Source organism: Streptomyces sp. JLBT605 (assembly GCF_058215555.1).
Genome location: NZ_CM177087.1, coordinates 456,311 through 482,174 on the forward strand (window position 1 = coordinate 456,311; position 25,864 = coordinate 482,174).

General features: G+C 75.0%; 18 protein-coding genes. 11 read left to right on the forward strand and 7 right to left on the reverse strand.

The window, feature by feature from the left end; genetic code table 11:
• Positions 1-98 precede the first annotated feature (98 nt).
• Entirely contained in the window at positions 99-779 is a 681-nt protein-coding gene (locus AC4BDD_RS02285) for a protein-tyrosine phosphatase family protein (RefSeq protein WP_490689266.1), read from the forward strand.
• A gap of 43 nt (positions 780-822) precedes the next feature.
• Here the strand turns inward: AC4BDD_RS02285 and AC4BDD_RS02290 are convergent, their stop codons facing one another.
• The 7 genes from AC4BDD_RS02290 to AC4BDD_RS02320 all read right to left on the reverse strand — a co-directional run bounded on the left by AC4BDD_RS02290 (position 823) and on the right by AC4BDD_RS02320 (position 8,267).
• Positions 823-1,368, reverse strand: a complete 546-nt coding sequence (locus AC4BDD_RS02290) for a DUF2231 domain-containing protein (protein ID WP_490689267.1) — start codon at positions 1,366-1,368, stop codon at positions 823-825.
• A 146-nt stretch (positions 1,369-1,514) separates the two neighbouring features.
• Positions 1,515-2,141 carry a YigZ family protein gene (locus tag AC4BDD_RS02295; protein WP_490689268.1) on the reverse strand — a complete coding sequence of 209 codons (627 nt, stop codon included), beginning with the start codon at positions 2,139-2,141 and terminating at the stop codon, positions 1,515-1,517.
• 85 nt (positions 2,142-2,226) lie between these two features.
• The gene (locus AC4BDD_RS02300; RefSeq protein WP_490689269.1) at positions 2,227-2,661 is read right to left on the reverse strand and encodes an ester cyclase; all 435 of its coding nucleotides are present in this window, start codon (positions 2,659-2,661) and stop codon (positions 2,227-2,229) included.
• 40 nt (positions 2,662-2,701) lie between these two features.
• On the reverse strand, positions 2,702-3,331 hold the full coding sequence (locus AC4BDD_RS02305) for a TetR/AcrR family transcriptional regulator (RefSeq protein WP_490689270.1): 630 nt from the start codon (positions 3,329-3,331) through the stop codon (positions 2,702-2,704).
• A 75-nt stretch (positions 3,332-3,406) separates the two neighbouring features.
• Positions 3,407-5,023 carry a DHA2 family efflux MFS transporter permease subunit gene (locus AC4BDD_RS02310; RefSeq protein WP_490689271.1) on the reverse strand — a complete coding sequence of 539 codons (1,617 nt, stop codon included), beginning with the start codon at positions 5,021-5,023 and terminating at the stop codon, positions 3,407-3,409.
• A gap of 170 nt (positions 5,024-5,193) precedes the next feature.
• Positions 5,194-6,564 carry a salicylate synthase gene (locus AC4BDD_RS02315; protein ID WP_490689272.1) on the reverse strand — a complete coding sequence of 457 codons (1,371 nt, stop codon included), beginning with the start codon at positions 6,562-6,564 and terminating at the stop codon, positions 5,194-5,196.
• A gap of 71 nt (positions 6,565-6,635) precedes the next feature.
• Complete coding sequence (locus AC4BDD_RS02320) at positions 6,636-8,267, reverse strand: (2,3-dihydroxybenzoyl)adenylate synthase (protein ID WP_490691624.1); 1,632 nt, start codon at positions 8,265-8,267, stop codon at positions 6,636-6,638.
• A gap of 445 nt (positions 8,268-8,712) precedes the next feature.
• On the opposite strand from AC4BDD_RS02320, the gene AC4BDD_RS02325 reads away from it, so the two are divergent.
• The 10 genes from AC4BDD_RS02325 (at position 8,713) to AC4BDD_RS02370 (ending at position 25,508) form a co-directional block, all read left to right on the forward strand.
• A complete protein-coding gene (locus AC4BDD_RS02325) occupies positions 8,713-9,489 on the forward strand; it encodes a thioesterase II family protein (RefSeq protein ID WP_490689273.1) in 777 nt (258 codons plus the stop codon).
• A 39-nt stretch (positions 9,490-9,528) separates the two neighbouring features.
• On the forward strand, positions 9,529-10,413 hold the full coding sequence (locus AC4BDD_RS02330; RefSeq protein WP_490689274.1) for a hypothetical protein: 885 nt from the start codon (positions 9,529-9,531) through the stop codon (positions 10,411-10,413).
• Positions 10,410-11,003, forward strand: a complete 594-nt coding sequence (locus AC4BDD_RS02335) for a hypothetical protein (protein WP_490689275.1) — start codon at positions 10,410-10,412, stop codon at positions 11,001-11,003. The genes AC4BDD_RS02330 and AC4BDD_RS02335 overlap by 4 nt, the downstream gene beginning before the upstream one ends.
• The gene (gene purF, locus AC4BDD_RS02340) at positions 10,996-12,468 is read left to right on the forward strand and encodes an amidophosphoribosyltransferase (RefSeq protein WP_490689276.1); all 1,473 of its coding nucleotides are present in this window, start codon (positions 10,996-10,998) and stop codon (positions 12,466-12,468) included. The genes AC4BDD_RS02335 and purF overlap by 8 nt, the downstream gene beginning before the upstream one ends.
• Positions 12,465-13,115, forward strand: a complete 651-nt coding sequence (locus tag AC4BDD_RS02345) for a class I SAM-dependent methyltransferase (RefSeq protein ID WP_490689277.1) — start codon at positions 12,465-12,467, stop codon at positions 13,113-13,115. The genes purF and AC4BDD_RS02345 overlap by 4 nt, the downstream gene beginning before the upstream one ends.
• Before the next feature lie 42 nt (positions 13,116-13,157).
• On the forward strand, positions 13,158-14,921 hold the full coding sequence (locus tag AC4BDD_RS02350; protein ID WP_490689278.1) for a fatty acyl-AMP ligase: 1,764 nt from the start codon (positions 13,158-13,160) through the stop codon (positions 14,919-14,921).
• Positions 14,918-16,561 carry a type I polyketide synthase gene (locus tag AC4BDD_RS02355; protein ID WP_490689279.1) on the forward strand — a complete coding sequence of 548 codons (1,644 nt, stop codon included), beginning with the start codon at positions 14,918-14,920 and terminating at the stop codon, positions 16,559-16,561. Before AC4BDD_RS02350 ends, AC4BDD_RS02355 begins: the two co-directional genes overlap by 4 nt.
• Before the next feature lie 14 nt (positions 16,562-16,575).
• Positions 16,576-20,697, forward strand: coding sequence for an SDR family NAD(P)-dependent oxidoreductase (locus tag AC4BDD_RS02360; protein ID WP_490689280.1), 4,122 nt, complete (start codon positions 16,576-16,578; stop codon positions 20,695-20,697).
• Complete coding sequence (locus AC4BDD_RS02365; RefSeq protein WP_490689281.1) at positions 20,694-23,717, forward strand: type I polyketide synthase; 3,024 nt, start codon at positions 20,694-20,696, stop codon at positions 23,715-23,717. Before AC4BDD_RS02360 ends, AC4BDD_RS02365 begins: the two co-directional genes overlap by 4 nt.
• Positions 23,718-23,795: 78 nt before the next feature.
• Positions 23,796-25,508 (forward strand): MFS transporter, encoded by a 1,713-nt coding sequence (locus AC4BDD_RS02370; RefSeq protein ID WP_490689282.1) that lies wholly within the window; start codon positions 23,796-23,798, stop codon positions 25,506-25,508.
• Positions 25,509-25,864 lie beyond the last annotated feature (356 nt).

Sequence of the window (25,864 nt, forward strand, 5' to 3'; positions counted from 1 at the left end):
TGAGTTCGATATTCTGGATCTACGGCAGTAGGTGCGGATTCACCGCATCGCCGCTCGGTCCTGCGCCGGTGGGACCGTCCCTCGCATGGAGCACGCCCATGCCCGTCAAACCGCGCGCGTCGAGTGTGCGGAAGATCGCCCGGCGGGCCGCCATCACCTTGCTCGTCGGTACGGCTGCCTACGTCCTGTTCTGGCTGGTGACGGTCGTCGGCATGCTCGGCGCGCACGCGTGGGCGGCCTCCCACACCGTCGGCGGCTCGGGGCTGGCGATCGCCGGGATCACCCACGTCAAACAGGTCGACAACCATGTGTGGCGCGGCTCCGCCCCCGGCGCCCGCGGGTACCGCGCGCTCGTCGCCCTGGGGGTGCACACCGTCGTCGACCTGCGCGCCGAGCACCTCTCGCCCCAGGACCGCGCCCGTCCCGCGCAGGCGGGCCTCAGGCTCGTGTCCCTGCCCGTCCGGGACGGGCAGACGCCCACCACCGCCCAGGTGGACACCTTCCTGAAGACGGTGCACGCCTCCGACACGCCGGTCTTCGTGCACTGCGGCGCCGGCGTCGGCCGCACCGGCTCGATGACCGCCGCCTACCTCCTGCGCACCCACCAGGCCACCACCGCGCAAGCCGCCATGGCCACCCTCGCAGTCGGACCCCCGTCCCTCGAGCAGATCTACTACGTGCTGACCCCGGACGACGGCCAGACCCGGCAGCCCCCGCTCGTCGTACAGATAGCCAGCCGCATCCTCGACGCCCCGCGGCGCATCGCCGCCTCCCTGTAGCCGCCCGTCGGTCCGGTCCGCGGGGTGGGACCGTGGCGGTCGCTCAGCGTCCCGGCCGGGCGGCCGGGGAGCTGCGATCGGCATCGCCCGCACCGCTGGACGAGGAGAACCCCTGCCACACCGCCTTCGCGCCCGAGTCGCCGATGCGGTACACCTGCACACCGGCCCCGATCGCCACGGCCAGCGCCAGCACCACCCCCGTGATCCGAACGCTCACCCGGTCGGCCGCGCCGCCGATGGCGGAGGGAGCGGAACCGCTGGAATCCGCCGCCCGCCGCAGCAGCCACAGCACCACGCTGAGCGCGAACAATCCGATCACCCACGGAAGCAGGCCGTCCCCCATCCCGGCATGCCGCTCGACCAGCGGATCCCGCGGCAGGCGTTCCTGCAGCCACTCACCGGCGCTCGTCGCCAGCGGGACCGCGACGAGCGCCACGAGGGCCAGACCCGGCAGCGCCACCCCCGCCCGGCGCAGCGCCACCGGCCAGGCGGCACACACCACCACCAGAAGGCCCACCAGGGGCACCAGTACGACGACGAAGTGCACGATGAGCACGTGGGACGGCAGGCCGTTGATGGTATGCGTCATGAGGGGCAGCCCCTGTCCGTAGCCGAGGCGCGAGCCACGCCATCATGGCCACCTCCCCCGGCGCGACCGCCCCGGACACACCGCGGACCGCGCCGGGATCACACCGCGAGCCCCAACCCGACCTTCGATGCCCTGCGGCAGGCCGGTCAGGCGTCGGCGTACGCCTCGCCGCCGAGCTCCAGGGCCGCTGCGCCCGCGGTCGCGTCGGCCAGCCAGGCCCGGAAGGCGTCGAGGTCGGCCTCGGGCAGCCCGACCTCGATGGTGACGGCCTCGGCGTACCGGACCTCGCGCACCGCCCGGCCGGTGGCCCGCAGGTCGTTCTCCAGCTTTCCGGCCCGCTGGTGGTCCACGGTGACCGTCGCCAGCCGGAAGCGCCGCCGGGTGACGGTGCCCACGCTGTCCAGGGCCTCGCCGACCGCGCCGCCGTAGGCGCGGATCAGCCCGCCCGCGCCCAGCTTGACCCCGCCGTAGTAGCGGGTGACGACGGCCACCACATAGCGGACGTCCCGCCGCAGCAGCATCTGGAGCATCGGCACGCCCGCCGTGCCGCCCGGTTCCCCGTCGTCGCCGGCCTTCTGCACCCGGCCGTCGGCGCCGATGACGTACGCGAAGCAGTTGTGGGTGGCCGTGGGGTGCTCCTGGCGCACCCGCTGGAGGAATTCCTGCGCCTCCCGCTCGGTCGCGGCGGGCGCGAGCGCGCAGATGAAGCGCGACTTGTTGATCTCGATCTCATGCACGCCGCTGCGCGCGATCGTCCGGTATTCCTCCTGCATCGTTCCACCTTAGGGGGTGTCCGGTGGGTCTCCGCGGCGTCGGCGGCGGAGACGGCCCGGCGGGTGGGTCACCGGGAGCGGCGGGTCACAGGGGAGGCAGCAGGCCGAACTGGCCGAGCACCCCGGCGAGGTCCCAGTAGAGGGCCTCGTGCTGGATGCGGCCGTCCGCGGAGAACCGGTAGACGGTCACCCCGCGCATGGAGAAGTGCTTCCCGGCCGCCACCGCGGCGAGTTGCTCGGGCAGTCCGTCGAGCGGGCCCTTAAGGGTTCCCGACATGGTCCACTCGCAGGTGCCGGTCCGGTCGTCCGCGACGGCGGAGCGCACCTCCATGCGGGTGTCCGGGATGGCCGCCACCCAGCCGCGCACCCCCGCCTCCAGTTCGGCGCGCCCCTTCCAGACGGAGTTCAGCGGGACGTCTTCGGAGACCGCGTCATCGGTGTAGCAGGCGAGCCAGGCGTCGGCGTCGCCCGCGCTGATCGCGGTCAGGCAGGCGCGGATGAGGGCTTCATGGGCATGCATGGGTGTCTCCCGGAAGGGACGGGACGCCTGGTTCGAGGCGTCAGGGGCTCTCCGCCGCCCGCAGGATGGAGGAGAGCGTGCGGTCGAGGATGTCGGGAACGCTTCTGGTCTTCAGGTGCCGGGCGTCGGCCTCGGCGGCCGCCGCGTGCAGCAGGCTGTAGAAGGTGGTCACCAGCCAGCTGAGCGGGAGGTCGGTGCGGAACACCCCTTCCTCCTGGCCGCGCAGCAGGATCCGCTCCACCCGGGCGAGGACCTTCTCGTGGTGCATCCGGCGGCGGGCGGGGGCGATGACGCCTTCGGAGACCGAGAGCAGGAAGGCGTGCCGCTCCAGGATGCGCCAACCGGACCGGATGAGACGGGAGAACGCCTCGTCGGCCGGGCCCTCGTCGAGCCGCTGCGCCTGCAGGGCGGTGTCGGCCTGCTCGACGGAGTGCGCCAGCACCGCGTCCAGCAGCGCCTCGCGGGAGGGGAAGTGGGCGTAGAGGGTGACGCGGCTGACTCCCGCCGCGGCGGCCACCGCCGTCATGCTCACGTTCGCGTCCTGGCGGAAGCATTCGAGGGCGGCGGTGACGATGGCGGCGATGCTGCGCTCCGCGTCGGCTCGGCGACGTGGTTCGTCCCGGCCGGCGGTGGAGCGGCGGCGTACCTTCTGGGGCGGCGGCGTGGACATGATGGGAGGGTATGTCACCTCCTTCTCGGCCTGCCAGGAGCGTTGGGCGGCCCTGGCAGGCGCGTGTCGATTCGGTCAGGTTCGGACGGCGGGGCCGGACGGCCGCGGAGTGCGGTCGGACGCGCCCGGTTCGTCCGCGGGACGGTCGCTCCCCTTGCCCTTGGGGAAGAGCAGCAGGGAGACGACGATGCCGACGGCGGCGACGGCGGCTCCGGTGAACATGGCGGGCGCCATGCCGGAGACGTAGGCGTCGCGCGCGGCCGCGGCGATCTGTTCCGCCTGGGCGGGCATGTGCTGGGCGACGGCGAGCGCCGCGCCGACGGAGTCGTCCGCGGTGTGCAGCGCCTCCGGCGGCAGGGCGGCGCCGGCCGGGCTGTCCGCCAACTCCTCGCGGTAGGTGCCGGAGAGCAGGCTGCCGAGCACCGCCACGCCGAGCGCGGAACCGAGTTGCACGGCCGCGCTGTTGGTGGCGGAGCCGACGCCGAGGTCGTCCTCGGGCAGCGAGCCGACGATGGCGTCGCTGGTCGGGCCGATGATGAAGCCGGCGCCGCAGCCGAGGAAGAGCATGGCGGCCAGCACCCGCCCGTAGCCGTCACCGCTGTCGGTGGTGGCGAGGATCAGCAGCGAGACGGCGGCGAACGCCAGGCCCATGGCGGCCAGCCAACGGGTGCCCAGGTGCTGTCCGAGGAAGGACGCCAGCGGGGCCGCGACCAGGATGACCAGGGCGGTGGGCGCGATGCGCAGTCCGGTCTCCCCGGCGTCGTAGCCGAGCACGAACTGCAGGTACTGGACGAGGACGAACAGCGCCCCCAGCAGCGACAGCAGGCCGAGGAAGACCAGGATGTTGCCGACGGCCAGGCGCCGGTGGGCGAAGATCCCCAGGGGCAGCATCGGCTCCCGCGCGGTGCGCTCGCGGCCGAGGAAGCCGGCCAGCAGCAGCGCGGAGACGGCGAAGCCGGTCAGCACCGGCGTGCTGGTCCAGCCCTTGACCGGGCCCTCGATGATCGCCCACAGCAGGGTGCCGACGCCCAGGACGGAGAGCACGGCGCCCGCCAGGTCCAGCCGCCGGGCGGCGGAGGCGCGCGAATTGGGAACGATCTTGAGGGCCACGGCCAGGGCGGCGGCCCCGATGGGCACGTTGATGAGGAAGACCGACCCCCACCAGAACCGCCCCAGCAGCCAGCCGCCGACCAGCGGGCCCATGGCCAGGCCGACGCCGATCATCGCGGACCACAGACCGATCGCCTTCATCCGCTCCGCCGGATCGGTGAAGACCGTGCCGATGATGGAGAGCGTGGCGGGCATGATCAGCGCCTCGCCGACCCCCATCACGCCGCGGGCGATCATGAGGGACGTGGTGCTGTCCGAGAACGCGGCGACGGCGGAGGCGCCGGAGAAGAGGACGAGTCCGGCCAGGAAGACCGGCTTGCGGCCGAAGCGGTCGGCGATGCTGCCCGCGAAGAGCATCAGGCCGGCGGCCATCAGGCTGTAGATGTCCACCAGCCACTGCAACTCGCTGGTGGTGGCGCCGAGTTCGTCGACCAGTGTGGGCAGGGCGACGTTGAGGACGGTGACATCGAGGCCGACGATCAGCAGGCTCAGGCACAGCACCGCCAGGATGGGCCAGCGCAGCGGATGTCCTTCCCCGCCTGACGCGGTGCCGGCTGGGGACGGGGATGGCACGGAAGGCACGGGGCGTACTCCTTAAATTGAACGCCACTGTTCGGGTTCAGAGTAGCGCCGGGCGGCTCGCAAGTCGAACAGTCTTGTAAGGATTGCGTGGCGGCCGCCGGGCCGGGGGTGCCCGGCGGCCGCCACGGTCCGGGCCGTCCGCCAGGAGAGGCCCGGACGACCCGAGGCTGTCAGGACCCGAGGACCTCAAGGGGGTCCGCCGCCGAGACCAGGGTGCGCGAGATGCTGCTCAGCTTCTCGCAGGTCTCCTCGAACTCCCGCTCCGGCGTGGACTGTTCGACGATGCCGGCGCCCGCCCTCAGCCAGGTCCGCCCCTGCTGCCGGAAGGCGGTGCGAAGGACCAGCGCGGCGTCCAGGCTGCCGTCGCTGCCGACGGTCAGCACCGCTCCGCTGTACAGGCCGCGCGGGCCGGTCTCCAGGCGGCGGATGGTCCGGTACGCGGCCGGCTTGGGGACGCCGGAGGCGGTGACCGCGGGGAAGACGGCGGCGAGGGCCGGCCACGGCCCGCGGTCCGGGAACGGCATCTCGCCGCTCACCCGGGAGGCGATGTGCTGGACACTGCCGCGCTCCTTGATGCTCATGAACTCCTCGGCCCGCACCGACCCGGGGGCGCAGACCGCCGCCATCTCGTCCCAGGCCACCTGGACGGAGATGGCGTGCTCGTAGATCTCCTTGGCGTCCGTCAGCAGTTCGGCACGGCGCGCCGCGTCCTGGGCGCGATCCCCGCTGAGCGCCCGGGTGCCGGCCAGCGGCTGGGTGGAGACCCGGCCGTCGGCGGAGACCTCCACCACCGTCTCCGGGCTGAATCCGACGGCCTCGATGCCGCCGAGGTTCAGCAGGAAGGAACGGGCGGGTGAGTTGACCGAGCGGCCGGCCAGATAGGTCGCGGGGAGGTCCAGTTCCCGCTCCACCGGCACGGTGCGCGACAGGATCACCTTCTGCAGCTCGCCGTCGCGGATCGCCTGGACGGCCCGGGCGACGGAGTCCCGGTAGGCCTCCTCGGACGCGGCATCCCGCAGCTCGACCCGGACCGGGGTGGACTCGCGCTGCCGGGCGGCCGGTTCGGGCGCCGCGAGCAGGGCCCGCAGCGCGTCCGCCTCCTCGCCGCCACCGCCGCACCGGATCTCCGCGCCGTCCGCCGACAGCCGGACCTCGACGCGCGGGATCACCAGGTGCATCAGCGGCTCGTCGCCGAGGTCCGCCGCGTCCCCGGCGAGGGCGTAACTCAGCTCGAAGGTGGCCCAGCCGTAGGCGCGCCAGTGCGGGTAGGGCAGCGAGGAGAGCACCCGGTGCACCGTCTCCAGCGGGTCGTCGCCGTGCCAGGGGGTACGGGTACGGGCGCCCTCGTGGTCGAGGGTGACGTGGGTCCGGTCGACCACCAAGGATGCCCGGACCCCGCCGGCGTACCACCAGGTGTGGTCACGTTCGTAGACCACGTGGCTCCCGTGCGGTCCGGCTTCGGCCAGCCGGACCGCGGCCTGCTGCGGGGTGCCGGTGAAAGGGACGTGGCTGGTGCCGGGCGACACGGCGGTGGTGGACATGTGCGGTCTCCTTCGGATGTGCTTCAGGTCGGGTTCGCCCGCCCTCGTGAGGCGTGGGACATCCCCTTGGGTCAGCGCTCGCGGGCGGCGGCGTCGGCCGCCCGTTGCGCGAGGGCTCGCTTGTCGACCTTCCCGACACCGGTGAAGGGCAGGGCGTCGACGTAATGGACCAGGTCCGGCTTCTTGTACGGGGCGAGGCCGCGCTCGTCGAGGAAGGTGTCGAGGCTGCCGTCGTCCAGGCCGGTGTGCCCCTCCCGCAGGACGATCCAGGCGCAGGTGCGTTCGCCGAGGTACTCGTCGGGGACGGGCACCACGGCGGCGTCCAGCACGGCCGGGTGGGCGCGCAGGTGGCCCTCGAGCTCGTCCGAGGACACCTTGTCACCGCCGCGGTTGACGAGGTCCTTCTTCCGTCCCTCGATGACGATGTCCCCGCCGGGCAGCAGCCGCACGAGGTCGCCCGTGCGGTAGAAGCCGTCGGCGGTGAAGGCGGTGCGGTTGTACTCCTCGGCCCGGTAGTAGCCCCGCAGGGTGTACGGGCCGCGGGTGAGCAGCTCACCGACCGTGCCCTCGGGTACGTCGGCGCCGTCGGCGTCGACCACCCGGATCTCGTCGTCCGGGCTCAGCGGCCGGCCCTGGGTGGTGGCGACGCGCTCCGCGTCGTCGCCGGGGCGGGTCATGCTGAGCAGTCCCTCGGCCATGCCGAAGACCTGCTGGAGTTCGCAGCCGAGGGCCGCGCGCACCCGCCGGGCGGCTTCGGGACCGAGCCGGGCCCCGCCCACCTGGAGCAGGGTGAGGCTGCCGAGGTCGTCGGGGGACCACTCGGCGGCCTGCGACCACAGGGCCGCGAGGGGCGGCACCACGGCGGTCACGGTCACCCGGTGACGTTCGATCAGGGGGAAGGCGGTGTCCGGGTCGGGGGACGCGCTGAGCACCACGGTCCCGCCGGCGGCGAGGGTGCCGAGCGCGCCGGGGCAGGCGAGAGCGAAGTTGTGGGCGGCGGGCAGCGCGGCGAGGTAGACGGTGCCGGGGCCGAACCCGCAGAGTTCGGCGCTGGCCCGGACGTTGTAGGCGTAGTCGTCGTGGGTCCTCGGGATGAGCTTGGGCAGGCCGGTGGTGCCGCCGGAGACCAGGAGCACGGCGGGGTCCTGCGGGTCGGGCGCGGCGAAGGCGTACGGGCCGCCGGCCTCGCGCCCGGCGCGCTCGACGTCGGCGAGCGCGGTGTGCGGGCCGGGGTCGCCGGCCACCAGGACATGGCGCAGCTCCGGCGCCTCCTTAAGCACCTCCCCGGCGAGCCGGCGGTAGTCGAAGCCCGAGGTGGGGTCGGTGTCGGGGATGACATAGGCCACGGCCCCGCTGTGGCGGGAGAGGTGGACCGCCTCGCTGCGGCGGTACGCGGGCAGGCCGAGCACCGGGACCGCGCCGAGCCGGAGCGCGGCGAAGAGCAGCACGAAGAAGTCGGGGGTGTTGGGGAGCTGGACGGTGATCCGGTCCCCGGCCCGGATGCCGAGGCTCGCGAGGCCGGCGGCGAGATGGCCGGCGCGGCGGTCCAGTTCCGCGTAAGTGAGTTGCCGTCCTTCGGCGATGAGGGCGGTGGAGGCGCCGATCGTGCCGGCGTGCCCGGCGAGGAAGTCCCCCAGCGGCCGGCCCTGCCAGTAGCCGGCCTTCCGATACCGCTCCACGGCCGCGTCGGGCCATCGAACCATGTCCACGGAAAATCTCGCTCCTCATCCCGGAGGAATCCCGGGGGAAGTATTCGGGGAGTATTAACAACGTTAACGCCGCCGCAAAGACTGTCCTGCGGGAAAAGGCGGAGGCAATCTCAAAATGATCACCGTTTGGCAAAATCGAACGGCTCTACGACGTGAACTACCGCCGAAAAATTTGGACATGTCCCACCACAGTCGTCATGCCGTGGGCGGGTATTGCCCCTTCGTGCACCTCCCTTTTCTCTGCCCTGTCTTTCCCGTAGGTTGACGGAGGTTTCGTCGGCGGAGAGCACCGCGATCGGCCCTCTCAATTACCGCCGGCCCATCGAATTCCATCCCGTGGTTCTTCCGGAGGTATTCATTCCGCCAATCGGCGGTCTCCTCCCGCTCGACTTACGGGCACGCTGTGAAAGGTCGGATCCCCTTGGGCAGGTACGGGCTGATGCCGCAGGCAGGGGCGGCGGGCCGCGCGCACTCCTGGCTGCGGACGCCGCGGCCCCGGCACCGCCCCGGGCTGCGTCTGGTGTGCTTCCCGCACGCGGGCGGCTCGGCCCGCTTCTTCCGGAGCTGGCCGGAGCATCTGCCCGATTCCGTGGAGCTGGCCGCCGTGCAGTACCCGGGGCGCGAGGACCGCGCCGGGGAGCCGCTGCCCGGCCGCCTCGGCGACCTGGCCCGGCCGGTCGCCGAGGAGCTGGCCGCGTCGGCGGACGTACCGCTGGTGCTCTTCGGGCACGGCATGGGCGCGGCCCTCGCCTTCGAGACGGCCCGGTCGCTGACCGCCGATCGGCTCTCCCCGCACGCGCTGTTCGTCTCCGCCCATCCCGCCCCCATGGACAGCCGGCACCGCGAGCCGCGGCGGCGCCACCACGAGCCCCTCACCGCGCCGCGCCACCTCACCGGTGCCGGCGGGGAGGACCGCCCGGTGCCGCCGGCCACCGCCCACGCCGATCTGCGGCTCGCCGAGGGCTACCGCTACCTGCCCGGTCCGCCGCTGGACTGCCCCGTCACCGCGCTCGTCGGCACCCGCGACACCGAGGTCACCGCGCGGCACGCCGAGGGCTGGCGCTACTGCACGACCGGTCCCTTCACGCTGCGGGCCATGCCGGGCGACCACTTCTACCTCGTGGCGCGCCGCACCGAACTGGTGGCCTTCCTGCTCACCAGCCTCGGCGCGCGTGCGGGGCTCGCCGCCGGCCGCGGCCGTGCCGCTCCCCGCTGACCCGCCTCCTTCGACCGCCCACCTTCCCAAGGACACCCCATGACGGCTCCCTCCCCCGGCACCGCCCTGGACCCCCGGGTACTCCAGGACATCCACACCGAGGTGCTCACCGAAGTCCCGTACAACAGCGCCGCGCAGTACCACCTGCACTACGGGAGCGGGGCGTCCCCCGAGCGGTTCGGCACGGCCTGCGCCTGGCAGACCTTCGACGCCGGCGAGCGGGTGGCGCGCCGCACCGGCGCGCGGGCCGTGTACCGGGTCGGCGGACGGCACGTCTGCGCGCTCTACGACGACGGCGAGACCCTCACCATCCTCGACCCCTACCTGCTGCACCGCGCGCCGCTGCGGCTGAGCCGGGCGGAGGCGGTGGACGGCGCGGTGCGGGTCGAGGGCGACGCCTACCCGCTGCGGCGCCGCCGCGACGGCTCGCCCGCCCCGTCCGTGCTGCGTGCGGTGTGGCGGCCGGGCGACGGGGTGCTGCGGCTGCAGTACCTGCGCTACAGCCCGCGGCTGGACGAGACCGTCACCCACCGCGCGTACACCATGCGCCCCGAGGAGACCGTCGGCGAACTCCCCGTCCCGGCCCCGCTCGTGCGCGAGCTGCTGCTGCACCCCGAGCAGAACAACCTGTCGATACGGGCCGTGCACCCGGGCGACGACGCCCTCACCGAGGTCGCCCTCCCCTTCTTCGGACGCCCGCGCGGCCAACTCGCCGACCCGCGGGCGCTGATCGCCCGGGACAACCAGGGCGCGGTGAGCCGCTGGGGCAGCGCCGCCTTCGAGCGCGAACTGGCACGCGTGGCGGAAGCCGTGCGCGCCACCGGCCAGGAGGTCGTGGCCCATCTGACCGAGGCCGCCGCCCTCTGGGACGCGGCCGCGCCGGCCGGCATCGTGGTGCCCGAGTACTCGCTGGAGGACGCGTGACCGGCCCGCGCCCCGCGCGCCCCCGCTCGTACTTCCTGGCCGGCGTCATGCAGGGCGCTCGGCCCGGCGCCCACCTCGCCGACCAGGGGTACCGCGACCGCCTGCGGCGGACCATCCTGGACCACCGCCCCGACGCCCTGGTGCACGACCCCGACCTGCTGATGCGGGAGTGGATCGGCGAGCACGAGCAGGCCATCCGGGCGGGCCACGCCGCGCTCGCGGACACCCCCGAGGTGCACCGGGCCGCGCTGGACCCCGCGGTCTCGCTGCTCACCGGCACCTTCCACCGGCTCACCCGGCTGGCGGCCGCCTGCGATGTGTGCGTGGCCTGGCTGCCGGGCCACGAGCCCAGCATGGGCACCGCGGCCGAGATGCTCAGCGCGCACCGGGGCGGCGCCACCGTCGTCGCCATCACCGCGATGCGGCAGAACCTCGCGGTGCTGTCCTGTTCCGACGTCATCCTGCCCGACCTCGCCGCCTTCGAGCGCTGGCTGAAGGAGACGGACGCGCGGGAGACCGGCGGGCCGGCGCCAGGCGCCGGCGGGGACGTTTCCGGGCCCGACGGGCCCGTGGCGGCACCGCATGAGTGATCCGGCCGCCAAGCCGCGCGAGGCCTGCGGGGTCGCCGGGGTGTGGGGAGCGGCGGGCGATGCCGCGCCGCTGGTCCGCACCATGCTGACGGCCCTTCAGCACCGGGGCCGGCAGAGCGCGGGCATGGTCGCCTGCCGCGAGGGCCGCATGGAGCGCCGGGCCGGTGCGGGCCGGGTCGCGGAGGTCTTCCCCGACCCGGGGAGCCTGCCCGCCGGGCCCGGCGCGATCGGCCACGTCCGGTACGCCACTTCCGGATCCGGCACCGATCCCGGAGCCGGGGCCTTGGGGCCCGGGTCGGGCGCGGAGCTCGCCCAGCCGGTCACCGTCGGCGGCCAGGCTGGGAGCCCCTCGCTCGCCGTCGCGCACAACGGCACCCTGGTCGACGCCGAGGCGATCGCCGCCGCGCACGCGGTGCCCCGCGGACCGGGCGGCTCCGACACCGCGCTGCTGACCCGGCTGCTGCACACCGTGATGGAGCGCCGGGGACTGTCGGTGCCCGCCGCCCTGCACGAGGTGCTGCCCTCGGTCACCGGCGCGTACGCCCTCGTCCTCACCGACGGTCTGCGGATGTACGGCGTGCGGGACCCGCACGCGTTCCGGCCGCTGTGCCTGGGCCGCCTGGGCGACGCCTGGCTGCTGGCATCGGAGTCGGCGGCACTGGCCGCCGTCGGCGCGGACCTGGTGAGGGAGCTGGAGCCGGGCGAGGTCCTGGAGGTGCGCGCCGACGGGATCCGCAGCAGCCGGCTCGCGGTCCCCGGCGCGCGGCGCGCCTCCTGCCTCTTCGAGTACGTCTACTTCGCGCGGCCCGACTCGGTCCTCGGCGCCCAGAGCGTCCACCACACCCGGTACGCGGCGGGCGTCGCGCTCGCCGAGCAGGCCCCGCCCCCGCCGGGCGCGGTGGATCCGGTGGTGGTCGCCGTGCCGGAGACGGCGCGGGTGGCGGCGGACGGCTACGCCTGGCGGTCCCGGCTGCCCACCGTCCAGGGGCTGCTGCGCCACGACGGGATCGGCAGGTCCTTCATCGGCGGCACCGCCGAGGACCGCGCGGCGGCGGTGCGGGCCAAGCTGTCGGCCGTACCCGCCGCGGTGGCGGGCCGGCCGGTGGTGCTGGTGGACGACTCGCTGGTGCGCGGCACCACCATGGCGGCGGTCGCCGCGCTGCTGCGCGCCGCCGGCGCGCGGGAGATCCATCTGCGCATCGCCTCGCCGCCGCACCGCTGGCCCTGCTTCTACGGCATCGACACCGGGCGCGGCGACGCGCTGCTCGCCGCCGGCCTGTCCGACGACCGGCTGGCGGACCGGCTCGGCTGCGACAGCGCGGAGTTCCTCACCCTGGACCTGCTGCTCGGCGCGGTGGGCAAGGACCCCGCCGACCTCTGCACCGCCTGCCTGGACGGCCGGTACCCCACGGCGGTGCCCGCCGACCGCCCCATCACCCTCACCCACAGGAGGCCCCTGCCATGACGACCGCGGAAGCAAACCCGCAGCTGGAGAGCCGCAGCGGGAAGTTCTTCGCCCGCTACTACGACGCGATGACCCGGCGCGCGGAGGAGAAGTGGGGCCGGCCGCTGCGCACGCTGATGTTCAGCGAGCTGACCGGGGACATCCTGGAGGTCGGCGCCGGCTCCGGGGCCAATCTCCCCTATTTCGCCAAGGCCGACTCGCTGGTGGCCGTGGAGCCGGCGAGCGAGATGCGCAAGCAGCTGGCCCGGCGCGCCGAGGAGGTGCCGCTGGAGGTGAAGGTGGTGGACGCCTGGGCCGAGCGGCTGCCGCTGCCCGACGACGCCTTCGACACGGTGGTGTGCACCCTGGTGCTCTGCACGGTCGTCGATCTGCCCGCCGCGCTGGCCGAGATCCGCCGGGTGCTCAAGCCCGGCGGGCAACTGGTCTTCTTCGAGCACGTCCGCTGCCCCGGCGCGGTCGGCCTGCTCCAGGACGTCCTGGCGCCGCTGTGGCGGCGGGTGGCCGGCGGCTGCCACGCCAACCGCCGGCTGCTCACCGCGCTCCGCGACGCCGGGTACCAGGTGCGGGTCCACGAGGTGGTGCGCCCCTGGCCCCGCTACCCCACCAACACGCCCTACGTACGCGGCACCGCCCTGCCGCTGAACTGAGCTGAGCTGAGCCACCCGCGACTGATCGGAAGAAACGTGTCTGTGAACAGCTCGCCCGAGCCGCTCGGGCTGGTCGCGGCGGTCCGCGATGCCGCCCAGCGCCACCCGGAGGCCACGGCGATGACCTTCGTTGACTACTCGGCCGACCGGGCCGGCACCGCGACCGGGCTGACCTACGGTCAACTCGACGCCCGTGCCCGCGCGGTGGCGGGGGCGCTGAGCCGGGTCGTCGCTCCGGGTGAGCGGGCCGCGATCCTGTGCCCGCACACCGCGGACTACGTCGCCGCGCTGCTCGGTTGCCTGTACACCGGGGTGCTCGCGGTGCCGCTGTACGCCCCGGAGGCGTTCCGTACCGACGAGCGGCTGCTGCTCGCCATGGCCGACTGCGCGCCCGGCGCCGTGCTGACGACCACGGCCCACCAGGAGCCGGTGCGTCAGCTGCTGGCCGGCGCCCCGGAGCTGGGCAAGCCGGAGCTGCTCTGTGTGGACGCGGTGGACCCCGCACTGGCGCGGGAGGTCCTGCTGCCGGTGGCGGAGCGGGCGGACGACATCGCGTACCTGCAGTACACCTCGGGTTCCACCCGTCACCCGGCGGGCGTGGAGGTCACCCACCGCAATCTCGCCGTGGGCGCGGCCCAGCTCTGCGCGGGGCTGGGCATCGACGCCGACGCGCGGATCGCCGGATGGCTGCCGTTCTTCCACGACATGGGGCTGCTGCTGATGATCGCGGTGCCGCTGATCACCCGGACCCCGGTGGTCCTCATGGCGCCGTTCGCCTTCATCCAGCAGCCCGCCCGCTGGCTGCGCGCGATCAGCGACCACCGGGCCACCCACACGGTGTCGCCCAACTTCGGCCTGGAGCTGTGTGCCGACCGGGTCCAGGGGCGCGCCCGGGCGGGTCTGGACCTGTCCTCGCTGCGGGTCCTGGTCAACGGCTCCGAGCCGGTGCGCGCCGGCACGCTGGACCGCTTCACCGCCGAGTTCGGCCCGCACGGCTTCCGGCACGCGGCGCACTGCCCCAGCTACGGCCTGGCGGAGGCGACCCTCGCGGTCACCCTGGGCCGGCCCGAGGAGCCGCGGGTGCTCACCCTGGACCGCGCCGAACTGGCCCGCGACCGGGTCCGCGTGCTGCCGGAGGGGGACGCCGACGGCTACCGGGTGGTGGGCTGCGGGATCCCGGCCGACCAGGAGGTCCGCGTCGTCGACCCGGACACCGCACGGCCGGTGCCCGAGGAGCGCACCGGCGAGGTGTGGGTGCGCGGGGCGAACGTGTGCGCCGGCTACTGGCACCGTCCGGACCGCACCGCCGAGGTCTTCGGCGCGCGGCTTGCCGGTGACGCCGAACCGACGGACGGCTCCGGGCCCTGGCTGCGCACCGGGGACCTGGGGTTCCTCCGGGACGGGGAGCTCTATCTGACCGGCCGTCTGAAGGACCTGATCGTGGTGGACGGACGCAACCACCACCCGGCCGACCTGGAGATGACCGTCCAGGAGGCCGACCTGGGCGTCCGCCGGGGCCATGTCGCCGCCTTCCCGGCCGGGCTGCTGGACGAGACCGGGGAGCGGGCCGTGGTCGTCGCCGAGCTCGACCGGGGTCAGGAGGGCGCGGACCTGACGGCGATCCGTGCCGCGATACGCAAGGCCGTGGCTGCCAGGCACTCGCTGGACCTGGGGGACGTGGTGCTGATCCGGCGCGGGACGATGCCCAAGACGACGAGCGGGAAGATCCGCCGCGCCGCCTGCCGCGAGCTGTATCTGGCCGCCGCGCTGGCCGCCCCCGCCACCGACGAGGTGCCGGGCCGGTGAGCGAGGAGCTGCGCCGTCTGCTGATCGGTCGCGTCGCCCGGCGTGGTGGGCTGCCCGAGGACCGTGTCGACCTTGATCAGCCGTTCAGCGCCTACGGATTCACCTCGCGCGAGGCGGTGGCGCTCTCCGGCGAGCTGGAGGAGCTGCTCGACCGCGCCCTGCCGCCGACCGTGCTGTGGGAGCACCCCACCATCCGGAAGCTGGTCGCCCATCTGACCGGCGGCTCCGCCGGGGAGCCGGCCGCGGCCCCGGCCTCACCCGCCGCGGACGCGGGGAACGCCGCCGCGGGTGAGGGGGATCTCGCGATCACCGGGCTGGGCTGCCGGCTGCCGGGCGGGATCGACTCACCGGCCGGGCTCTGGGAGCTGCTGCGCTCCGGCCAGGACGCCGTCTCCACCGTCCCCGCCGGCCGGTGGGACGCCTACCGCCAGGTCTCACCCGGGCACGCCGCCGCCGTCGACCGGGCCAACCGGCACGGGGCCTTCCTGCCGGACGTGGACGGCTTCGACGCCGAGTTCTTCGGGATCTCCCCGGCGGAGGCCGCCGAGATGGACCCGCAGCAGCGGATCCTGCTGGAGGTCGCCTGGGAGGCCCTGGAGCACGCGGGGCTGCCGGCCGACGGCCTGGCCACCACCCGCACCGGCGTGTACGTGGGCGCCTGCGGCGACGACCACGGGCGGGCCGCCCTGGAGGACCTGCCGTCGATCACCGCGCGCACCGGGACCGGCTCCGCCCCGAGCATCATCGCCAACCGGCTGTCGTACGCGCTCGATCTGCGCGGTCCGAGCATGACCGTGGACACCGCCTGCTCCTCCTCGCTGGTGGCGCTGCACCTGGCCCGGCGCGGGCTGCTGGCCGGGGAGTGCGACACGGCCCTGGTCGGCGGGGTCAATCTGCTGCTCTCCCCCGGTGTGACGCTGAACTTCGGCGAGAGCGGCGCGCTGTCGCCGGGCGGCCGGTGCAAGCCCTTCGCGGCGGCGGCCGACGGCTATGTGCGCGGCGAGGGCGCTCTGGTCGTCGTGGTCCGCCGGCTCGAGGACGCGCTGCGCGACGGCGACCGGATCCTGGCCGTGGTGCGCTCGACCGGCACCAACCAGGACGGCCGGTCCAACGGCCTGATGGCGCCGAACCCGGTCGCGCAGGAGGCGCTGGTCCGCGAGGTGTGGGACCGCTCGGGACTGGACCCGGCCGGGGCCGGATACCTGGAGGCGCACGGCACCGGCACCCCGCTGGGCGACCCGATCGAGGCGGCCGCGCTCGGCGCGGCCCTGGGCCGTCGCAGGCCCCGCGGGTCCCGGCTGCGGATCGGCTCGGTCAAGTCCAACCTGGGCCATCTGGAGGGGGCGGCCGGGCTCGCCGGGCTGGCCAAGTGCGTGCTGGCCCTGCACCACGAGCTGATCCCCGCGACCTTGCACCAGGACGCCCCCAACCCCCGTATCCCGCTGGACGAGCTGGGCCTGACCGTGGTGGACCGGCCCATCCCCTGGCCGCGCGGCGAGGAACCGCGGACCGCCGGTGTCAGCTCCTTCGGGTTCGGCGGGACCAACGCACACGCGGTGCTCGTCGAAGCCCCTGCCCCTGCCACCGCGCCCGGCTCGGTACCGGGTTCAGGCCTCGCGCCCGCGACGACCAACGAGTGAGGGTGGACTACCGGATGAACCACTCCGACATGCTCTTCGCGCTCTCCGCCCGTACGCCCGCCGCCCTGCGCGCCTACGCCGCACGGCTCGCCGAGTGGCTGGCCGGGGACGGCGCCGACACCCCGCTGGCCGATGTGGCGCACACCCTCGGGGCGCGCCGTACCCATCTCGCGGAGCGCCTGGTCATCCGGGCCGCGGACCGCCCGGCCCTGACCGGCATGCTGCGCACCGTCGCGGCGGGCGGGGAGCCGGGGCCGCTCGCGGTGCGCGGCAGTGTGCCGGACGTGCGGGCCGCGGCGCCGGTGTTCGTCTTCTCCGGCCACGGTTCGCAGTGGGACGGCATGGGCGCCCAGCTCCTGGCGGAGGAACCGGTCTTTGCCGCGGTCATCGACGCTCTGGAACCGGTCGTCCGGGAGGAGAGCGGAGTGTCCCTGCGGGCTCTGGTCACCGAGGACGGCCTGGCCGGCTCGGGCATGGACCGGGTGCAGCCCGCCGTCTACGCACTGCAGATCGGCCTCGCCGCGGTGTGGCGCGGCCGGGGCGTCGAGCCGGCGGCCGTGATCGGGCATTCGATGGGCGAGGTCGCCGCCGCCGTGGTGGCGGGCGCGCTCACCGCCGAGGACGGGGCGCGGGTGGTCTGCCGCCGGTCCCGGCTGATGGAGGAGCGGCTCGCCGGCACCGGCGCCACCGCGCTGGTGGAGCTGGACGCCGCCGAGGCGCGCCGCCGTCTGGACGGCCGGCCCGGCATCTCGGTCGCCGTCCACTCCTCCCCGCGCGCCTGCGTGGTCGCGGGGGTTCCGGGGGCCGTGGAGCGGTTCGTGGCCGAGTGCCGGGATCAGGGACTGCTCGCCCGGCTGGTGCCGGGGGTGCGCATCGGCGCGCACAGCCCGCTGGTCGACCCGCTGCTGGACGAACTCGCCGGGAGCCTGCCGGAGCTGGTGCCGGGTGAGCTCCGGCTCCCCTATTACAGCTGCACCTCCCCGGATCCCCGGGAGCGCCCGGCCCTCGACGCCGCCTACTGGACGGCGAACCTGCGGCGCCCGGTCCGGCTGACCGAGGCGGTGCGGGCGGCGGCCCAGGACGGCCTGCGGGTCTTCCTTGAGGTCTCGCCCCATCCGGTCGTGGCCCAGTCGGTGCTGGAGACCGTCATGGAGGCGGACGGCGAGCGTCCCGGCCACAGCACCGTGCTGGGCACCCTCAGCCGGGGCGTGCCGAGCCACACCGCGCTCGCCGACGCCCTGGCGGCCCTGCACTGCGCGGGCGTGCCGCTGCCCCGCTCGGCGGTCCCCGCCGGCCGGATCGCCGAACTCCCGGCGTACGCCTGGCAGCGCCAGGTCTTCCCCCGCCCGCGCCGCACCGCGGTGGACTCCCCGGCCCATCCGCTGCTGGGCCACCGGATCACGCTGCCCGGAAGCCCGGTCCGCCATGTGTGGCAGAGCCGCGTGGGGCTCGACCGGCTGCCCTGGCTCGGCGACCACCGGGTGCTGGGCACCCCGGTGCTGCCCGGCACCGCCTACGCCGAGGTGGCGCTGGCCGCCGCCTGCGAGGCGCTCGGGGCCGCGCCGGAGGCGGTGGAGATCGGCGATCTGGCCTTCGCGCGGATGCTGCCGCTGTCGGAGCCGGTCACCGTGACCACGACCCTGGAGGAGGACGCCGAGGCGGCGGGCGGCACGCTCACCGTCGTCGCCGGCTCCGGCGCCGACACCACCCCGCTGGCCACCGCCCGGGTGTCCGTCGGCCCGCCCGCCACACCCGGCGGCGGGCCGGACGCCCCACCCGTCCCGCCCGCCGCCGGACCGGAAGACTCGCCCGCCGCCGGGCCGGACGAGCCGCTGGACCTCGTCCCCCGCGACCCCGCCGACGTCTACACGGCGCTGCGGGCCCTCGGCCAGGAGCACGGGCCGGCCTTCGCCGCGCTCACCGAGGTACGGGTGGCCGGGGAGGTGGCCGTCGGCCGGGTGTCCCGGCCCTCCGCGCTGCCGCCGGACGGCCGGTTCCGCTTCCACCCGGCGCTGCTCGACGCCTGTCTGCACACCGTCGGCGCCCTGCTGCCGGACGGCACCGAGGGCACGTATCTGCCCACCGGCGTGGCGCGGCTGCGCCTGACCGGGCAGCCGGGCGGCGCGCTGGTCTGCCGGGCGCGGCTGCGCCCGGCGCCGGCCGGCGGCGCGCTCTGCGCCGACGTGGAGATCCGGGACGAACAGGGCGCGCCGGTCGGCGAGCTGACCGGGGTTCGGCTGAGCCCGGTCGGCGAGGAGGCGCTGCCGGTCGATGTGGCGCCGCTGTTCCACCGGGTGCGGTGGGAGTCGGTGCCCGCGCCGGAGCCGGGGCGGGCGGACGGGCGCCGGGTGCTGCTGGTGGGCGGCGGTCTCGCGGACGCGCTCCATGGGGAGCTGGTCGCCGCGCTGTCGGCGGCCGGCGCCACCTGCCGGACCGCGGGCTGGGACGAGCCATGGGATGCCCAGTGGCGGCCGAACGCGGTCGTCCTGGCGGGCTGGACGGCACCGGCCGGGCCGGCGGACGTGGCGGACTCGGCCGAGCGGCGTGTGCGATCGGCACTGCGGCTCGTGGCCGGGCTGCTGCGCGCGCAGGACGAACCTGGCACCCCCGGGACCCCTGGCGCCGCGCCGCCCGCGCTGACGGTACTCACCGTGGGCGCCCAGCGGGTGCGCGAGGGTGAGGAGCCGGACGTCGGCCAGGCCGCGCTGCGCGGAGTGGTCCGCACGCTGCGTCAGGAGCGCCCCGAACTCTCCGCCCGCCTCGTCGATCTGGACGACGGCGCGCCCTGGGCCGCGCGGATCGTGGCGGCCGAGGTCCTGTCGCCGGACGGCCCGGACGAGGTGGCCTGGCGGGGCGGCGAGCGCCAGGTGGCGAGGCTGGTGGCCGAGGCGCCGGCGGCCCCGGAGCGCGCCCGGGTGATCGTGCGGCCCGGCGGCGGCTATCTCGTCACCGGCGGCACCCGCGGGATCGGGCTGGCCACCGCGCGCTGGCTCGCCGAGCGCGGCGCCGGCGCGGTGGTGCTGGGCGGCAGGGGCGTCATCGGCCCGGAGGCCGCCGCGGAGCTGGAGCGCGTCCGGGCGCTGGGCACCCGGGTGGAGCTGGTGGCCGGCGACGTGGCGCTTCCCGGGACGGCGACGCGCATGGTGGCGGCGCTGGAGGAGGCGGGGGTGCCGCTGCGTGGCGTGGTGCACGCCGCCGCGGTGCTGGAGGACGCCCTGGTGACCGAGGCCGACGAGGAGCGGCTGCACCGCGTCTGGGCGCCGAAGGCGGCCGGGGCGTGGCGGCTGCACCAGGCCACCGCGGGCGCCGGGCTCGACTGGTGGATCGGCTACTCCTCGCTGGCCTCACTGGTCGGCTCGCCGGGGCAGGCCGAGTACGCGGCGGCCAACGCATTCCTGGACGCCGTGATCGCGCTGCGCCGCGCGGCGGGGCTGCCCGCGCTGGCGGTCAACTGGGGCCCGTGGGGCGAGATCGGCGCGGTGCGCGGGCGGGACATCCCGGGCCTGGGCACGCTGACCGCCGCGGAGGGCTTCGCCGCGCTGGAGGCCCTGATCGCCCGGGGCGCCGGGCAGGCCGGTGTGGCCCGACTGACACCCGGTGACTTCGCCCGCGCCTATCCGCAGATCCGCGGCTCGTCCTTCTTCGCCACGCTGCTGCGGGCGGAGGGGGCCGACGGTGCCGAGGGGACGGACCACGGCGTGGACCGGGCGGCGCTGGCGGGGATGACCGCCGAGGCCCGCCGGGAGCTGGTCCGGGCCAGGACGCTGCGCTGCGTCGGACAGGTGCTCGGTTTCCCCGATCCCGCCCGGATCGCGGACCGCCCGCTGGTCCATCTGGGTCTGGACTCGCTGGCCGCGGTGCGGATCAAGAGTGCGCTGCGGGAGGACTTCGCGGTGGACATTCCGGTCGCGCGGCTGCTCCAGGGAGCCAGCGCCACCGAACTGGCCGAGCAGGTGGCCAAGGCCCTGGCCGGGGGCGACGCTCCGCGTCCGGGCACCGCGGGCGTGGTGCGGGACGCGGCGCGGCGGGGCGCCGCCCGGACGGCCAGGGCCGCTGCCGCCCGGCCCCGGCGACGGGATGGACAAGGGCCGCGGGACCTGCGGGGACCGCGGGAAGCGAAGGGGGAGCACGCGTGAGCGGTGGGGGTCCGATGGACGAGGACGGCGGCGAGGCGGTGGCGGTCGTCGGGCTCGCCGGCCGCTTCCCCCAGGGGCGGGATCCGGCGGAGTTCTGGGCCAACCTGTGCGCGGGCCGGGACTGTCTGGAGGACCTCGACGACGAGGAGCTGCTGGGCGCCGGGGTGCCGAAGTCGGTGCTGGCGCACCCGGGTTATGTGCGCCGGGCCGCGGTCGTGGACGGATACCAGGAGTTCGACGCGGAGTTCTTCCAGATCCCGCCCGGGATGGCGGCGGCGATGGACCCGCAGCAGCGGCTCTTCCTGCAGAGCTGCTGGCACGCCCTGGAGGACGCCGGGCATGATCCGGCCCGCCGCCAGGGGGCGGTCGGGGTGTTCGCGGCGCCCTCGTTCAGCGGCTACTTCGGCTACAACCTCCTCTCGCACCGGGACGTGCGGGAGTTCCTGGGGGCGGGCACCTCCCCCGCGCTGGTCCACGCCCTGACCCTGACCGACCCCAACTTCTTCGCCACCCGGGTCGCGCACGCCCTGGACCTGCACGGCCCGGCACTGACCGTGCAGACGGCCTGCTCCAGTTCCCTGGTGGCGGTGCATCTGGCCTGCCAGAGCCTGCTCTGCCAGGAGAGCGACCTGGCGCTGGCGGGCGGTATGACGGTGAAGGTGCCGCACCGGGTGGGCTATCTGCACGAGCCCGGCTCGATGATGTCGGCCGACGGCATCTGCCGGCCGTTCGACGCGGCGGCGGGCGGCACGGTCTTCGGCAGCGGCGGCGGGGTGGTCGCCCTGAAGCGGCTCTCCGACGCGCTCGCCGACGGGGACCGGATCCGGGCCGTCATCCGGGGCACCGCCGTCAACAACGACGGTTCGCTGAAGATGGGCTTCACCGCGCCCAGCGTGGAGATGCAGGCGGCGGTGGTCGCCGAGGCGCTGGCGGTGGCCGGCGTCGATCCGCACCAGGTCGGCTATGTGGAGGCGCACGGCACCGGCACCGCCCTGGGCGACCCGGTCGAGATGGCCGCGCTCCGGCAGGCCCTGGACCCCGACGGCGACCGCACCGCACCCTGCCTGATCGGATCGGCCAAGGGGAACATCGGGCACCTGGAGGCCGCCTCCGGCGTCGCCGGACTGATCAAGGCGGTGCTCGCCCTGGAGCACCGCAGGCTGCCCGGCACGGCCCACTTCGCCGAGCCCAACCCCGAACTCCACCTGGCCGACACGCCGTTCGAGATCGTCGCCGGGACGCGGGAGTGGACCGGAGACGGACCGCTGGTGGCCGGTGTCAGCTCGCTGGGCGTCGGCGGCACCAACGCCCATGTGGTGCTCGCCGAGGCGCCGGCCCGCCCGGCCCACCAGACGCGGCTCCGGTCCGCCGCGGCCCCGGTGCTGCTGGTCAGCGCCCGTACGCCCGAGGCGCTGCGGGACGCCCGCCGGCGGCTGGCCGACGCCCTGGCCCCGGCCGGCGATCCGGCTCCGCACACCGATCCGGCCTCGGCCACCGATCCTGCCTTTGACACCGCTCCCGCCTCGGACGCCGATCTTTCGGACGTGGCCCACACCCTGGCCCAGGGGCGCAGGCGTTTCGACCACCGCGCCGCGGTGGCCGCCGACGATGCCGAGCGGGCGGCGGAGTTGCTGCGCGCGGACCGCGTCCTGGCGCCGGTGCCGCGGACCCCGCCGGCACCCGTGCTGCTGCTGCCGGGACAGGGCGCCCAGTATCCGGGGATGGGGGCCGGGCTGTACCGGCGCGGAGGGGTCTTCCGCCGCCGTCTGGACGACTGCGCCGAACTCTTCGCGGTGCACACCGGCCGGGACCTGCGGGACGCGCTGTTCGGTGACGACGAGGCGGCGCTGCGGCGTACCGATGTCGCCCAGCCCGCGCTGTTCGCCGTCGAGTACGCGCTGGCCGGCGCCCTGGAGGAGTTCGGGGTACGCCCGGTGGCGCTCGGCGGGCACAGCGTCGGCGAGTTCGCCGCGGCGGTACTGGCCGGTGTGATGGCGCTGGAGGACGCCGTCCGGCTGGTGGCCGCCCGGGGCCGGCTGATGCACGCCGCGCCGGCCGGGACGATGCTCGCGGTACGGCTGGCGGAGGACCGGGTCCGGGAGCTGCTGGACGGCACCGGGCTGGAGGTGGCCGCGGTCAACGAGCCCGGGGCGTGCGTGGTCGCCGGCCCGTCGGCCGAGGCCGCGGAGTTCTCCGCCCGGCTGGTGTCCTCGGGTGTCGAGGTGTCGGCGCTGCGCACCGCGCACGCCTTCCATACCGCGGCCATGGACGAGGCCGCCGGGCGCTTCGCCGAACTGGCCGCCACCGCCACGCTGTCCGCCCCCGTGGTGCCGCTGGTGTCGAATGTGACCGGCGGCTGGATGACCGACGCGGAGGCCACCGACCCCGAGCGCTGGGCCCGGCAGATGCGCCGGCCGGTGCGCTGGGCGGAGTGCGTGGCGACCCTGCTCCAGCAGCCGGGGCGGGTGCTGATCGAGGCCGGGCCCGGGCGGTCCCTGGGCTCGGCGGCCCGGCGCAGCGCGGCGTGGTCGGACGGGCATCGGGCGGTGAGCGCCATGCGGCACGCCCAGGAGACGCTGGAGGACGGCGAGGCGCTGTCCCGGGCCCTGGGGCTGCTGTGGGAGGCGGGCGTGGAGGTCGACTGGTCGGCGGCCCGGCACGGCCGGGAGCGCCTGGTGTCACTGCCGGGCTATCCGTTCCGGCGGGCGCGGCACTGGATCGAGCCGGCGCACACGGCCGCGTCCTCGACCGAGCCGGCCCCGGACGGTGTGTCAGCCCTCGAAGGGGCCGACGCGGCCGATGTGGCCGCCGTACTGGCGGGGATCTGGTCGGAGGTCCTGGGTGTCGTGCCGGTCCGTCCGGACGACGACTTCTTCGAGTTGGGGGGCGACTCCGTTCTGGCGTCGCGGATCGCGGCACAGGCCGGGACGCGGGGGCTGACGTTCACCCCCAGGGCCGTCTTCGAGAACCCCACGGTCTCCCGGCTGGCGGCCAGGATCACCCCGCCGACCGCCGAATAACCTGAACAGCACTGTTCAAAATCACCGCGCCGTGGCGTAAGGTAAGTCTGACAGTGCTGTTCAAGTTAAGGAGCTGCGGTGAACCCGGACAGTCACACCCATGCCGATGCGGCCGGGGCGGGGCCTCACCATGCGACGAGCGCACAGCGGCACCCGACCGAGAGCGCCGGGCACGGCCACCCCGGTGCGCACGGCGGCGAACACGGGCATGGCCACGGGCACGGCGACGGACACCACGGGCCCGGCGACGGACACGGCCATGGGTCGGGGCAGACGCATGGCCACGGCCACGGCCCGGAGGGCCATCACGGTCATCACCACGGGCACCAGGGCCACCACGGCCACCACGGCGGCGCCCCCGCCGGGCCGCCGGACCCGCGCCGGTGGCTGGTCCTGGCGCTGCTGTGCATGGCGCAGTTCATGCTCATCGTCGACGTGACCGTGGTGAACGTCGCGCTCCCCACGGTCGGGGACGAACTCGGCCTCGGCGCCGGGACGCTGACCTGGGTCGTCACCGCGTACACGCTGTTCTTCGGCAGCCTGCTGCTGCTCGGCGGCCGGATCGGCGACCTGCTCGGCCGGCGGCGGATGTTCCTGGCGGGGCTGGCGGTCTTCACCGCCGCCTCACTGGTCTCCGGCCTCGCCGAGAGCGGCGGGGTGCTGATCAGCGCCCGCGCCGCCCAGGGCGTCGGCGCCGCCATGATGTCGCCGGCGGCGATGGCCCTGCTGATGTCGGTCTTCCACGGCCCGGAGCTCAACCGCGCGCTCGGTGTCTGGGCGGCGATCGGCGGCACCGGCGCCGCCTTCGGCGTGCTGCTGGGCGGCGTGCTGGTGTCCGGGCCCGGCTGGGAGTGGATCTTCTTCGTCAACGTGCCGATCGGCCTGCTGGTGCTCTTCACCGTCCCCGCGCTGGTCAAGGAGCCGGCCCATGGCCACGGTCATGGCCACGGGCACGGCCAGGCCCCGTCCGGGATCGACCTGCCGGGCGCGCTGACCATGACGGCCACCCCCGCCCTGCTCATCTACGGCCTGGTGCAGGCGCGGGACCACGGGTTCGGCGACGTCTCCGCATGGCTGCCGCTGCTGGCCGCGCCGGTCGGCGCCGTCCTGTTCGTGGCGGCGGAGCGGTCCGCGGCCGCGCCGCTGGTGCGGCTGCCCTTCCTCGCCCGACGCTCGCTGGTGGGCGGCTGCCTGGTGATGCTCGCCGCCTCCGGCGTACTGATCTCGGCGTTCTTCCTCTGCTCCTTCTACCTCCAGCACGTGCGGGGATTCAGCGCGCTCCGCACCGGCCTGGCCTTCCTGCCGGTCGCCGTGGCCACCACCATCGGCGCCCATCTGGGCTCCCAGGCCGTCGCCCGGCTGGGGTGGCGGGCGACCGCCGCCGGCGGGCTGGGCATCGCGGCGGCCGGGGCACTCCTGCTCACCGGCCTGGACGACGACGGCAACGTCTGGCTCCAGGTGCTGCCCGGCTTCGTCCTGCTGGCCTTCGGACTGGGCGCCGGCTTCGTCTGCGCCATCACCAGCGCCATGCACGGCGTGGAGCACGCCGACGCGGGCCTGGGCTCCGGCCTGGTGAACACCTGCCACGAGCTGGGCTCCGCACTGGGGATCGCGGTGGTCGCCGCGGTCGCGGGGGCCAGCCTGGAGGGTGGCGCGTCGCCCTCGGTGGACGGCCTCGGCAGCGCGTTCGCCACCTGCGCGGGCATCGCGGCCGTGGCGGCCGTGGCCGGCCTGACGCTGCTGCCCAAGGGGCGGCCCGACCCCTCGGCCGGCCCCGTCTTCGCCCACTGAACACCAGCTGAGCCGCCCTGCCGGAGAGCCTCTTCCGGCAGGGCGTTCCGCCGCCCGGCGACCCGCCTGACGACCTTTTCGCTCCGCAAACCTCTTATAGAGAAGAGGACTTGACTCCCCGACTGCTATGACCAATAGTAGTTTCCGTTGTTGGCTGAAAAATTGCCGATGCGGGGGAGGAAACGTGCAAGGTGAACAGCAAGGCACGGACGGGGACTGTTGTAGCATCCTGGTGGTCGATCCCGACCCGGTTTCGCGTGCCCTACTACGACAGTTCGCGGAATCCGGCACCCGAGCCGAATCCGTGATATCGGTGGCCTGTGCCGCCGACATTCCGCTCGATCACACGGCCCGGC

Excerpts from the sequence above, each read along its gene's own strand:
- AC4BDD_RS02285 (WP_490689266.1), top strand. The coding sequence starts at position 99 with ATGCCCGTCAAACCGCGCGCGTCGAGTGTGCGGAAGATCGCCCGGCGG.
- AC4BDD_RS02290 (WP_490689267.1), bottom strand. The coding sequence starts at position 1,368 with ATGACGCATACCATCAACGGCCTGCCGTCCCACGTGCTCATCGTGCAC.
- AC4BDD_RS02295 (WP_490689268.1), bottom strand. The coding sequence starts at position 2,141 with ATGCAGGAGGAATACCGGACGATCGCGCGCAGCGGCGTGCATGAGATC.
- AC4BDD_RS02300 (WP_490689269.1), bottom strand. The coding sequence starts at position 2,661 with ATGCATGCCCATGAAGCCCTCATCCGCGCCTGCCTGACCGCGATCAGC.
- AC4BDD_RS02305 (WP_490689270.1), bottom strand. The coding sequence starts at position 3,331 with ATGTCCACGCCGCCGCCCCAGAAGGTACGCCGCCGCTCCACCGCCGGC.
- AC4BDD_RS02315 (WP_490689272.1), bottom strand. The coding sequence starts at position 6,564 with ATGTCCACCACCGCCGTGTCGCCCGGCACCAGCCACGTCCCTTTCACC.
- AC4BDD_RS02320 (WP_490691624.1), bottom strand. The coding sequence starts at position 8,267 with ATGGTTCGATGGCCCGACGCGGCCGTGGAGCGGTATCGGAAGGCCGGC.
- AC4BDD_RS02325 (WP_490689273.1), top strand. The coding sequence starts at position 8,713 with ATGCCGCAGGCAGGGGCGGCGGGCCGCGCGCACTCCTGGCTGCGGACG.
- AC4BDD_RS02330 (WP_490689274.1), top strand. The coding sequence starts at position 9,529 with ATGACGGCTCCCTCCCCCGGCACCGCCCTGGACCCCCGGGTACTCCAG.
- purF (WP_490689276.1), top strand. The coding sequence starts at position 10,996 with ATGAGTGATCCGGCCGCCAAGCCGCGCGAGGCCTGCGGGGTCGCCGGG.
- AC4BDD_RS02345 (WP_490689277.1), top strand. The coding sequence starts at position 12,465 with ATGACGACCGCGGAAGCAAACCCGCAGCTGGAGAGCCGCAGCGGGAAG.
- AC4BDD_RS02360 (WP_490689280.1), top strand. The coding sequence starts at position 16,576 with ATGAACCACTCCGACATGCTCTTCGCGCTCTCCGCCCGTACGCCCGCC.